The sequence below is a fragment of the Paenibacillus sp. VCA1 genome, assembly GCF_031583795.1.
GTDB classification, from domain to species: domain Bacteria; phylum Bacillota; class Bacilli; order Paenibacillales; family Paenibacillaceae; genus Paenibacillus_AQ; species Paenibacillus_AQ albilobatus.
Window position 1 is genome coordinate 379,647 of record NZ_JAVLSX010000002.1, and the last position, 12,200, is coordinate 391,846.

Annotated in this window: 11 protein-coding genes and 1 other RNA gene; all 12 read right to left on the minus strand. The window is 54.2% G+C overall.

Features of this window, described 5'->3' with window-relative positions; translation table 11 throughout:
- Nucleotides 1-26: 26 nt before the first annotated feature.
- The 12 genes from rnpB to RJP21_RS05475 all read right to left on the minus strand — a co-directional run bounded on the left by rnpB (nt 27) and on the right by RJP21_RS05475 (nt 12,178).
- Nucleotides 27-436: RNase P RNA component class A (gene rnpB, locus RJP21_RS05420), an RNA gene on the minus strand.
- 90 nt (nt 437-526) lie between these two features.
- Nucleotides 527-1,648, minus strand: a complete 1,122-nt coding sequence (locus RJP21_RS05425) for a Nif3-like dinuclear metal center hexameric protein (RefSeq protein WP_310858406.1) — start codon at nt 1,646-1,648, stop codon at nt 527-529.
- Nucleotides 1,624-2,400, minus strand: a complete 777-nt coding sequence (locus tag RJP21_RS05430; protein WP_310858407.1) for a tRNA (adenine(22)-N(1))-methyltransferase — start codon at nt 2,398-2,400, stop codon at nt 1,624-1,626. Before RJP21_RS05430 ends, RJP21_RS05425 begins: the two co-directional genes overlap by 25 nt.
- Nucleotides 2,401-2,646: 246 nt before the next feature.
- Nucleotides 2,647-3,783 carry an RNA polymerase sigma factor RpoD gene (gene rpoD / locus RJP21_RS05435; protein WP_160043333.1) on the minus strand — a complete coding sequence of 379 codons (1,137 nt, stop codon included), beginning with the start codon at nt 3,781-3,783 and terminating at the stop codon, nt 2,647-2,649.
- Nucleotides 3,784-3,824: 41 nt separating this feature from the next.
- A complete protein-coding gene (dnaG, locus tag RJP21_RS05440) occupies nt 3,825-5,645 on the minus strand; it encodes a DNA primase (protein WP_310858408.1) in 1,821 nt (606 codons plus the stop codon).
- A 49-nt stretch (nt 5,646-5,694) separates the two neighbouring features.
- The gene (locus tag RJP21_RS05445) at nt 5,695-6,153 is read right to left on the minus strand and encodes a YaiI/YqxD family protein (protein WP_160043335.1); all 459 of its coding nucleotides are present in this window, start codon (nt 6,151-6,153) and stop codon (nt 5,695-5,697) included.
- A 194-nt stretch (nt 6,154-6,347) separates the two neighbouring features.
- Entirely contained in the window at nt 6,348-8,423 is a 2,076-nt protein-coding gene (glyS, locus tag RJP21_RS05450; protein WP_310858409.1) for a glycine--tRNA ligase subunit beta, read from the minus strand.
- Nucleotides 8,423-9,304 carry a glycine--tRNA ligase subunit alpha gene (gene glyQ / locus RJP21_RS05455; RefSeq protein WP_310858410.1) on the minus strand — a complete coding sequence of 294 codons (882 nt, stop codon included), beginning with the start codon at nt 9,302-9,304 and terminating at the stop codon, nt 8,423-8,425. Before glyQ ends, glyS begins: the two co-directional genes overlap by 1 nt.
- Before the next feature lie 372 nt (nt 9,305-9,676).
- Entirely contained in the window at nt 9,677-10,435 is a 759-nt protein-coding gene (recO, locus tag RJP21_RS05460) for a DNA repair protein RecO (protein ID WP_310858411.1), read from the minus strand.
- Between the two features lie 36 nt (nt 10,436-10,471).
- Entirely contained in the window at nt 10,472-10,627 is a 156-nt protein-coding gene (locus RJP21_RS05465) for a YqzL family protein (RefSeq protein WP_160043339.1), read from the minus strand.
- A 109-nt stretch (nt 10,628-10,736) separates the two neighbouring features.
- Nucleotides 10,737-11,639: a GTPase Era gene (gene era / locus RJP21_RS05470; RefSeq protein WP_160043340.1), complete on the minus strand. Its 903-nt coding sequence runs from the start codon at nt 11,637-11,639 to the stop codon at nt 10,737-10,739.
- 125 nt (nt 11,640-11,764) lie between these two features.
- A complete protein-coding gene (locus RJP21_RS05475; protein ID WP_160043341.1) occupies nt 11,765-12,178 on the minus strand; it encodes a cytidine deaminase in 414 nt (137 codons plus the stop codon).
- Between the last annotated feature and the right edge of the window lie 22 nt (nt 12,179-12,200).

A 12,200-nucleotide genomic window follows, 5' to 3' on the forward strand; every position in this document is an offset into this window, starting at 1 on the left:
CATATGAATGATACAGTTGTTGCAGTTTGGAAAGTTTTACGTAAGCCGGGTTCTGTGCTCGTTGCGGTACAGACGGGAACTACCCTCCCGCAGATAAGCGACAATCATCTATCTAGGCCAATCATTGCTGATTGGCTCAAGCGACCAACCCGAACGCGCCTCGGGCAAAGGCTGCTTCAATCAAGAAGCTGCGTTCCATTAGGTCTTGCTCCAGGTGGGGTTTACCAGGAACGATGTCACCAGCGTTCCTCGGGGTCTCTTACACCTCGGTTCCACCCTTGCCTGATCCGCTCGAAAGCGGCCATCGGCGGTCCGTTTCTGTGGCACTATCCTTCAACTCGCGCTGACTGGACGTTATCCAGCACCCTGCCCTATGGAGCCCGGACTTTCCTCTCGCGGCGCCTTACGCGCCGCCAGCGATTGTCTGTCAAACTTTCCGGACAACTGTATTATAGTATACTAGGAATTCGGCTTCGTTTCAATCCTCATCTGTCTGGCAGCGTTGGATGAATTCGCCTGCCTTTCCTTACATAAACCGGAACGGTTCGGTGTCGACGGCCGACGCGACCGCCTGGATATCGTACCGGTGCTTTTCCGCCTGTGCTTTCAGCCAGTCCGCAACTTTCGCCTTCATGATTTTTTCGGCGTTATGCCCCGGATCGATCAATGCGATTCCCGCGGCAAGCGCATCCTGTGCCGTATGGTAATCGACGTCCCCCGTTACGAGCACGTCTGCGCCGCGGAAGCGCGCCGCTTGGTAATACCGGCTGCCCGAGCCGCCGATGACCGCCGCCTTTTTGACGATCCGGTCGGGATCGCCCACGACCCGTACATGCGGCACGTCAAGCTTGTTTTTGACGACCTGGGAGAAAGCGGCGAGCGTCATCTCCTTCTCCAGCTTGCCGGCGCGGCCCAAGCCGTAGGCCTTCCCTTTCAGATCCAGCGGATACAGGTCATAAGCGACCTCTTCATACGGATGCGCTTTTAGCATCGCCTGGATGACGCTGCTGCGGATGCTCTGCGGCACGATCGTTTCGATCCGGACTTCCTCCGCCTGCTCAAGCTTTCCTGCCGAACCCAGGAACGGATTCGTGCCCTCCTGCGGCAAAAATGTGCCGGTCCCCGCCACGTTAAAGCTGCAATGGCTGTAATTTCCGATGGCTCCCGCACCGGCGCCAAGAACGGCTTCGCGCACCTGGTCGGCATGGGTCGCCGGCACGAACACGACCAGCTTGTACAGCGGCTCGCGCTGGGTTTCTTCCACCGGCACCGTGTTTCGGATGCCAAGGGCCTCGGCCATCCAATCGTTCATGCCCCATTCGGCGTTGTCGAGGTTGGTATGAGCTATGTATACGGCAATGTCATGTTTGATTAACCGCTCATAGACCTTTCCCGCGGCAGAATCGGTCTGAATAGACTTAAGCGGCCGGAAGATGATCGCATGGTGCGCGATAATCAGATCCGCCCCGATGCGAACGGCCTCATCCACGACTTCTTCGTTGACGTCGAGGGCGACCAGCACCGTTCGGATTTCCTTTTGAAGAGTGCCGAGCTGCAGCCCTATCCGGTCCCTGTCATCCGGATATGCCAGATGTTTCGGGGCAAGCTGTTCCATCCATTGAATTACGGTCTGTCCTTTTGCAAACATGCAAGTACCTCCTTGATCTGCTCCATTTCCTGTTGCAGCAGCTTTGCTTTTATTTCCGCGGATTCCAGCTTCGAAGCGGACATGGAGTCCAAAATACCTTGAAGCTTATCCAGCTCGCGGTTCCACTTTTCGATCAGAACCGGCGTGGGCTCCTTCAGAAGCCACGGCCCCATGCGCAGCAAAAGATCCCGGGTTACCGTAAAAGTTCCATCGCCGCCGCTTCGGAGCCATTCCTGGTCTTCGTACAACAACCGGCTGCTGATCCGCTGATCCGAAAGCTCGGGAACCGCGGTCAAAATCTCGTAGATTTTCCCGTCTTCCTCCAAAATGCGCTCGGAGCTGAGCAGCCAGCCATGTTCCATCAGCCATCGCCGGAGAATGTCCTCGCCGACATTGGGCTGCAGTATCAACAGTTCTACTTGCTCGAGCTTATCCCGGCCGTTATCCAGAATGTTGGCGATCAGGCTGCCGCCCATGCCGGCAATCGTAATGATGTTCGCTTCACCCGCTTCAATCACCGCCAGTCCGTCGCCCTTCCGGACCGAAATGAGTTGCCCGAGCCCGGCTTCCTGGACTTGCGCGGCAGCCGCTTTTAGCGGCCCGGGGTTCACCTCGCCCGCCACGGCCCGGACCGCGCGTCCGGATTGAACCGCCGCCACAGGCAGCAGCGCGTGGTCGGAGCCGATATCGGCCAGCCGGCTCCCTTCCGGAATGAGATTCAAAATCGTTTCTAGCCTTTTCGATAATTTCATGTCGCACCCACGTATCGTTTTTTTTAGTTTTCAAGCTTCTTTTTATACCCTAACAAACCGGAGGCCCTACGCGCAAATCCTTCCTCCCATTTGCAATGGTCCCTAAAAAGCGCTAAAATAAAAACAACAAATAAAGGAAATAGTTCTAAAACCAAGAAAAAGGTCGAACCTTATTTTCTGTTATCGACCATTTGGCTGAAAAAAAGACCTTGCTGCGCAACCGGCAGAAGGTCTGAAATAAAGAAGTTATTCGAGAAAATCTTTCAGCCGTTTGCTGCGGCTAGGATGGCGCAGTTTGCGAAGCGCCTTCGCTTCGATTTGGCGGATCCGCTCGCGCGTAACGCCAAACACTTTGCCGACTTCCTCCAACGTTCTCGTTCGGCCGTCATCGAGGCCGAAGCGGAGACGAAGGACGTTTTCCTCGCGTTCCGTCAACGTGTCCAGCACGTCCTCCAGCTGTTCTTTCAGAAGCTCATAGGCTGCAGCGTCTGCTGGCGCCAACGCCTCTTGATCCTCGATAAAATCTCCAAGATGCGAATCGTCTTCTTCGCCGATCGGCGTTTCGAGCGATACCGGCTCTTGGGCGATTTTCATAATTTCCCGAACCTTCTCAACGCTGAGTTCCATCTCGGCCGCGATTTCTTCCGGCGTAGGTTCGCGCCCCAACTCCTGAAGCAGCTGGCGGGATACCCGGATCAGCTTGTTGATCGTTTCGACCATATGAACCGGAATCCGGATCGTTCTCGCCTGGTCCGCGATGGCGCGGGTAATCGCCTGACGGATCCACCATGTTGCATAGGTACTGAATTTAAATCCTTTATTGTGGTCGAACTTCTCGACGGCCTTGATCAGACCCATATTGCCTTCCTGAATCAAATCCAGAAACAGCATGCCGCGTCCGACATAACGTTTGGCGATGCTGACCACGAGACGCAGGTTCGCTTCCGCGAGCCGGCGTTTGGCCTCTTCGTCCCCGTTCATGATCCGTTTCGCCAACTCGACCTCGTCATCGGCGGAAAGGAGCGGCACGCGTCCGATTTCCTTCAGGTACATCCTTACGGGGTCGTTGATTTTAATGCCCGGCGGCAGGGACAAATCGTCGTCAAAGTTGAAATCGTCGTTGTCGCCGTTCTCGTGATCATCCGACGGATGGTGAAGAGGGTTGTGGTCTTCATCACTTTCGTTGACCACTTCAATGCCCAGATCGCCGAGCTGCTCGTAAAATTCGTCAATCTGCTCCGCGTCCTGATCGAATGGAGAAAGTTTCTCCATAATATCTTTGTAGTTCAAAGAAGATCTTTTTTTACCCTGTTCAATCAGCTGGTCTTTTACCTGATCAAGCGTAAACTCTGTCTCTAGTTCAGTATGCTGATCATTCGCCATAACTCGACTCCCTCCTCCCTAGAAACATTCAAGCCTGTTCTTTATTGTCTCTCTAGGGCTATAATCTCACTTGCAATTTGTGCAGCACGCAAAAAGTCCCCCGAACGCTCGGCAATGATCATTTCTTCTCTCTTCTTGTCGATCTGTCTTTTCTGCGGAACTTTCTGTACTTCCCGGATACAATCCTCGAGTTCCTGCACGTTCCACTCCGGCGGTGTCTCCATCATGGAGATGGAGCTAACGGTCTTCTCCAGGCGGTCATCGTGCAAAAACGACATGAAACGGCTGATATCCGGGGGTTTGCCCTGTGCGTAATAGGCATATAGATAAGCAGCAATCGCTGCATGATCATCGATGTTAAATGCGTCGCCGAGCCTTTTTTGAACGTAGCTTGCGGCTTCGGCATCCTGCAGCATCATGGCCAAAAGGCGCCGTTCTCCGGTATGGTATGCCGGCAGTAAAACAGGTGCGGATACCTGCCCTTTTTTATGCCTACCATTATTCCACCTTTTGTCGTTATTATCCCCATCCGGCGTGTTTTTTAACATGGCTTGACGGAGCTCGTTGCAATCCTGCTTCAAGCTTTCGAAGGAAAGCTCAAGTTCCGTGGCAAGTTCCTTCAAATACACTTCCCGTTCAGTTGATGAAGGCAGCGCCGCGATAATCGGAAGCACTTCCTTCGTATACGCGATTTTGCCGTCTTCTTCTAGCAGTATATGGTTTTTTTTCAGATATATAAGCTTAAATTTTGTTGTTGAAACCGCTCCGTCAATGATTTGCCGTTTAAAGCGGTCTCCGCCGTTTTTCTTGATGAATTCGTCCGGGTCGAGGCCTTCGTTGATGACGGCGATTTTTACCCTGAGACCGACTCCCTCAAGGAGCGGAATGGTCTTCATCGCCGCGGCTTGCCCGGCACGGTCCCCATCGTAGCATACCACGACTTCGTCGGCCATCGTTTTCATCATCGCCGCATGGCTCTCCGTCAGCGAAGTGCCCATGGTCGCAACGCCGTTTTGCACACCCGCCTCCCAAGCCGAAATCACGTCGCCGTAACCTTCGAATAAAACGATTTGCCGCAGCTTGCGGATGGACGGTTTGGCCAGATGGAGGTTGTACAAAATGCGGCTTTTGTTGAACAGCTTGCTTTCGGGCGAATTCAAATATTTCGGCTGGCCGTCGCCAAGCACCCTGCCCGCGAACGCGATGACTTTGCCGTTGCGGTCGCTGATCGGGAACATGACGCGTCCGCGAAAACGGTCGAGGTAATCCTCGCCGTCGCTTCGTTTGGACAGGAGTCCGCCCTTTTCCATCTCGTCGAGATCAAAGGATCGTTTGGTCAAAAACTGAACCAGCGTATCCCAACGGTCCGGAGCGTAGCCGATCTGGAACTGATCGATGGCTTTGTCGTTAAAGCCGCGCGAACGCAAATAGTCCATCGCCGCTTTGCCATGCTCCGTATTTTTGAGCAAAAAGTGATAAAATTTGGCCGTCCACTCGTAGGCCTGAAGCAGTCGGTCTCTCTCCGGATTCGGAGGAATCACCACGGCCCCTTGTCCTTCCGGCAGTTCAATGTGGCTTTCTTCGGCCATGGCTTTGACGGCTTCGGGAAAGGATAATCCTTCGATTTCCATCCTGAATTTGATGGCATTTCCGCCCTTGCCGCAGCCATAGCAGTAGAAAATCTGCCGATCCGGCGTTACCGTAAAAGAGGGGGTTTTCTCCGAATGAAACGGGCAGAGGCCTTTCATGTATTTCCCCTGCTTGGTCAGATGAACGTACCTGCTTACCGTATCGACGATGTCATGCTTGTCCAGCACCGCGTCAATCACTTTTTCCGGTATATTGCCTTGTCCGGCATTCATCCAAACCACCTTCATCTCTTTTTGGCACGTAAAATATTATTCGCTACCGTTAAACATTCTCCTGCAACTTGTGCAAAAGTTTTGTCAGTTTCTGTTGAAAAAGCAATTTGTCCGCCTGCGTCATCGGTTTCGGGCCTTTGCCGTAGCTGCCGCTTCTTCGGGCCTTGGCCTGATGGTGGCGCCGGTCGAGCATAAACTCGATATTTTCGCCCGTGTAGCTCTGCCCCCGAAAAGAAATGGCGTGACAGCCCTTTGACAGGGCCAGCGCAGCCAAACCGTAATCCTGCGTCGCCACGATATCCCCGCGTTTGATGTGGTTGGCGATGTAGAGGTCCGCGCTTTGATCGCTGCGGTCCACTTGAATCGTTTGCACGCCCTCTTCGGCCTGGATGAAATGGTCATAAGAAGAAACCATCAGCACAGGAATGCGGAAGGCTCTGGCTGTTTCGCCAATTTCACGCTTTACGGGACAGGCGTCCGCGTCGACGACAATATGGAACGTGTGCATATCGGCCAGAATATATCACCCTGTAATCATGGTTTGCCATACTAGTGTATACGTAATAATACGCTCAAAGGATGCCAAAATCCTTCTTGCGGGCAAATAACAACTTCTGACAGCTTTCCGGCGGTTTTCCGAAAATACGGAACAGGCAGCACCAGGTGCTCGGCCCGTTCCGTACGTTCGGCAATGCTATATTGCTACCATACCAGTTTGTTAAAATCAGCAAATTGTTTGAGGCCTTGATCGATTTGAGCAAGAAGCCCCAACCGGTTGGCCCGGACTTTCTCGTCCTCCGCCATAACCATGACGGAATCGAAGAAATTCGTGATGGCCGGTTTCAGTTCCCCCAAAATGTCCAGCGCCTTGGCCCCGTCCCGCTGCTCGAGAGCGGTGGAGTACGGCTTCTGCACCCGCAGCCAAGAGGCATGCAGCTCCTTCTCCGCCCCTTCCTGCAGCAGGCTTTCGCTGACCGCCGCTTTGGAGGCTTTCGCGGCGAGGTTGCTTACCCGGTTAAAGGACTCGACCGTCGTTTTGAAATCTTCGCCGCCGCTCACGGCGTGCATCAGCGCGTCTCCGCGGGACACGACCGACATCACGTCGTCAAATCCGGCGGCAATGACCGCGTCGACGACGTCGTAGCGAAGGTTTTCGGACAGCAGCTTTTTCACGCGCAGCCCGAAGAAATCTTCGAGGTCTTTGCGGATTTCGCTGCCTTGACGCTTCAATTCCCGGAATTGGGAGTGAACGTCGATCGCGATGCCGAATACATGCGACAGCGTCAGCGGCATTTGCTTGGCAAGCAGAATTTGCACGATGCCCTGGGATTGGCGGCGCAGCGCATACGGATCCTGGGAGCCCGTCGGGATGATGCCGATCGAGAAGCAGCCCACGATCGTGTCGATTTTGTCCGCGATGCTGACGATCGAACCTACCAGCGAGGAAGGCAAATCATCCGACGCGGAACGCGGCTGGTAATGCTCGAATACCGCTTTGGCGACCGCTTCGTTTTCTCCGGCTTTGCGGGCGTAGTCTTCGCCCATGACGCCCTGAAGTTCCGGAAACTCGTATACCATTTGGGTAACGAGGTCGAATTTGCAAATGTCGGCGGCGCGGCTGACGTATTCCTGCTCGGTTCCGGAGATATTCAGCGCCTCGCCGAGCCGGTCCGCGATTTTGCGGATGCGGCGGACTTTGTCGCCGACCGTGCCGAGCTCTTCATGGAAGACGATGCTTTCGAGCTTGGACAGCGCGTCCTTGATTTCAAGCTTCTGGTCTTCGTCGTAGAAAAACTTCGCGTCGGAAAGCCGGGCGCGCAGCACCTTTTCGTTCCCTTTGGCGATTACGTCGAGCGAACGGTCGTCGCCGTTTCTGACCGTGACGAAAAACGGCAGCAGCTTGCCCGTTTCGTCAAGCACAGGGAAATAACGCTGATGCTCCCGCATGGACGTGATCAGCACTTCCTGCGGGATGTTCAGGAAGGACGGGTCGAACGTGCCGAACAACACGGTCGGCGTTTCGACCAGGAACAGCACCTCTTCGAGCAGGTCGTCCTTGATGGCGATTTTCCAGTTTTTCTCCTGCGCCAGCTTGTTGATTTGCTCGAGAATGATGTTTTCGCGTTCCTGCACGTCCACGATGACATGCTGGGAACGGAGCGCTTCCGGATAATCCGAAGCATTGGGAAGCACCGCTTCGGTTCCAAGGAAACGGTGCCCGCGCGTCACGTTGCCCGATTTGACGCCGGTGACTTCCAGATCGACAACGTCGGAGCCGAACATGGCCACGAGCCAGCGGATCGGACGGACGAATTTATAGTCGTAGCTTCCCCAGCGCATGTTTTTAGGGAACGTCATCGAGGACAAAATGCCAAGCAACCCTTCGGCCAAAATGGATGCCGTATCGACGCCCGTGCTGCTTTTGGTCACGTAAATATATTCCACGCCGTTCAATTCTTTAAAGGTAAACTGCTCCGGATCCACGCCTTGTCCGCGCGCGAAACCAAGCGCCGCTTTGCTCCAGTTTCCGTTCTCGTCCTGGGCGATTTTGCGGGAAGGACCTTTGACCTCCTCCTGCACGTCGTCCTGCTTCTCGGCTACGTCATGCACTAGAACCGCCAAACGGCGCGGAGTCGCGTAGGCCTGTACATCGCCGTGGGACAAGCGGGATTGTTCCAGCCACTGGGCCGTTTTATCCTTGAGCTGGTCCATCGCGGCGCGCAAAAAGCGCGCAGGCACTTCCTCAAGCCCGATTTCGAACAAAAGATCCTTGGCCATTACTGGTCGCCTCCTTTCTTCAACAGCGGGAAGCCGAGCTTCTCGCGTTCCTCCACGTAAGTCGCCGCCACCTGGCGGGCCAGATTGCGCACCCGCGTAATATAGCCGGTACGTTCGGTTACGCTGATCGCGCCGCGGGCATCGAGAAGGTTAAAAGTATGGGAGCATTTCAGCACGTAATCGTACGCCGGAAAAACGAGGTTTTGGTCCATCGCTTTTTTGGCTTCCTGTTCGTACATGTTGAAAAGCGTAAATAGCATTTTCACGTCGGACACTTCGAACGTGTATTTCGAATGCTCGTATTCGGGCTGATGGAACACATCCCCGTAAGTGATGCCGTCCACCCACTCCAAATCAAACACGTTTTCTTTTTCCTGGATATAGGACGCCAAACGTTCCATGCCGTACGTAATTTCGACGGATACCGGATGCGTTTCGATCCCGCCTACCTGCTGGAAGTAAGTGAATTGGGTAATCTCCATGCCGTCAAGCCACACTTCCCAGCCAAGGCCGGCGCAGCCTAGCGACGGGTTTTCCCAGTTGTCCTCGACGAAGCGGATGTCGTGATGCAGCGCATCGACACCAAGCGCCTTCAAGCTTTCCAGATACAGCTCCTGGATGTTGTCGGGGGAAGGTTTGATGATGACCTGGAACTGATGGTGCTGGTACAAACGGTTCGGGTTTTCGCCGTAACGTCCGTCGGAAGGACGGCGCGAAGGCTCAACGTAAGCAACCTTCCACGGCTCCGGCCCCAGCGAGCGCAAAAAGGTCATCGGGTTCATCGTGCCCGCGCCTTTTTCCGTGTCGTAAGGGTTCACGATAATGCAATTCTGTGCTGCCCAAAACTGCTGCAGCGTCAAAATCATCTGCTGAAAGTTCATATGAGCCTCTCCTTTACTAATCATGGCTTTGCAATGGTTGTCAGCTTGCTTCATCCGCTGCAGGCCATTTACGGGACATCAAAAAGCTCCCGCCCATGCCTGCAAATACAGACATAGGGACGAGAGCTGTCATTTCCCGCGGTTCCACCCTACTTGACTGCAGTCCCTGCTTTCGGGAATCCGCAATCCACTTTTTAGCCGATTTCATCTCATGCTCCCGGCTGCCTTTCATGAATCCGTTCCACCGGGCTTGCACCGTCCCCGGCTCGCTACTGGGAATCCGAAATCCACTACTTTTCCGTTCAACGCATGTCAGACAATGAATAGAACTTAATATATATTACCGGATTCGAGCGGAGAAGTCAACGTTTTTTACAGTCCGTACTTTTCCATCTGATCCAAAAAGCTTTGGGATTTCAATTTGAGCCCGAGCTGCATGTCCATAAAAGCGCGCATCACCGCTTTAAGCTCCGCTTTCGTCTCCTCCTTGACGTCGACGTGGCCGAGCCTTCGCAGATCCAGTCTGGCGAACAGCCGCAGCAGCTTTAAGCTTTTCGGGGATATGTTCATCGCCGGCGGATCCAGATGTTTGCAGGATCGGCATAACGTACCTCCCAATCTTGGGCTGACGGCGGCATGTTCGTCTTCGGACAAGTCTTTTCCGCAAGAAATGCAGGATAGGAGCTCGGGTCCGTATCCTGCCGTTTGTAGAATTTTCATTTCGTACAGATTGATGATGATTCCGGGATCTTTGCCTTCCTCCAGCGCATTCAGGCATGCCTTGAGCTGCTGGTACCAGAAGCTCCCCGTTTCCTCGTCCTGGAGCACTTTGTCGAGAAGCTCGCAGGCGTACGACGCATAAGCCGCCAAAACCAGATCCTGGCGAAGGCCGTGCCGGGAATTCATGATTTCGCCGGAATTAAGCGTTCCGAGGCCCGTGCCGTTTCTGAAAAATACGTATTCCGCTTCTGTGAAAAGCTGCGTTAAGGCAGCATGGCGGCTTTTGACCTTTTTGGCTCCGCGGACAAGCACGCCTACTTTGCCCGCATTTTCGGTGCAAATCGTAATGATTTTGTTCCCTTCGCCGTAGTCCATGCTGCGGATGACGATCCCTTCCACCCTATATAGCATGCCTCTTCCCCCAGCCATTCCCGGAGCAGCCACAAATCATTCGTTTTCTTCATAGTTCCCCGTCTCTTCCGCTGCCGCCGTTTCCGGCGCCGCAGCCGCTTCCTCTACAGCCATGCCCGCATATTCCTTATAAAGCAAGTAAGCATCCACATCTCCAGTCATCGCAAAATACTTCCACGAAAAGTCTCGCATTCGTATTCATCCTCTCTTTGGAAATGGCGTCTGCATCTTCAAAAATAGGATGCGGCGAACGATGAGGATCTATGTAAAGCAATTCCTGCCAGCTTGGCATGGCGCCCGTTTAAGCGTCGCGGTGGAAGCCGAGGTCACGAAGCACGCGTTCCTGGTTGCGCCAGTCTTTTTTTACTTTTACCCACAATTCCAAAAAAATCTTCGATCCGAGCAAGTTTTGGATGTCCTGCCGGGCCAGCTTGCCGACTTCCTTCAGCAGCGCTCCCTGTTTGCCGATGATGATGCCTTTTTGGGAATCCCTCTCGACGAAAATGACGGCCGAAATGTATACGACGCCGTTATCCTGCACCCGCATATCCTCAATGGTGACCGCAATCGAATGCGGGACCTCCTCCCGGGTTAAATGCAGTATTTTTTCGCGGATGAGCTCGGCGCAAACGAATTGTTCCGGATGGTCCGTAATCTGATCGGCCGGATAATACTGCGGACCTTCGGGCAAATATTTCTCCACCTGCGAAAGCAGCCGATCCACGTTATTGCCGCTTAGCGCCGAGATCGGCACGATCTCCGCAAACGTATGCAGCTTGCTGTACTCTTCGATGATCGGAAGCAGCGCGTCCGGCTCGATTTTGTCGATTTTGTTCAGCACGAGAATGACCGGCGTCTTGACGCCCTTCAATTGTTCGACGATAAACCGGTCCCCTCCGCCCAAACCTTCGGAAACGTCGGCCAAAAACAGAACGGCCTCCACCTCTTTAAGCGTATTGAGCGCCGTTTGGTTCATGTAATCGCCAAGCTTGGATTGGCGCTTGTGGATGCCCGGCGTATCGAGAAACACGATCTGGGCTTCGTCGGTCGTATATACCCCATGGATTTTGTTGCGCGTCGTTTGCGGCTTGTCGGACATGATCGCGATTTTCTGCCCGATGACCTTGTTCATCAGCGTGGACTTGCCCACGTTCGGCCGGCCGACGATCGCCACGAAGCCGGATTTGAATGCCGGTTTAGCCATATTCGAAACATTGCCTCCTCAAGTTATCATTTCATTGGTTGCATAAAGAGCTCCGGGGCCCGTCATCCGAACAAGCCGGCACGAACAAGCCCGATACCGGCCGCGGAAGCGGGCCCCAGCTGATATTATTTATTGGCGCTCGCCAAATCCGAAGGGCCAAACGCCCCCGGAAGCAGCTCGCCTACGGTCGTTTCCGTCATGTCGCCTTTCAGGTTCCCCAAGATGACTTTCATGTCCGGCGAACACAGCTCGAGCAGCACCTGCCGGCAGACGCCGCATGGGGAAATCGGCCCTTCCGTATCGCCTACGACGGCAATCGCCTGAAAACTTCCCGCTTTGTGCCCGTCGGCAACCGCACGGAACAATGCCGTACGTTCCGCGCAGTTGGTAGGCCCGAACGCCGCGTTTTCGACGTTGCAGCCGTGGTGAACATGACCGTCCTTGTCGAGCAGCGCCGCGCCGACGCCGAAATGGGAATAAGGTGTATACGCGTTCATACGCGCTTTAATCGCTTCCTGAAGCAACAATCCTGAATCCATATCAAAAACCTCCTTCGATGTT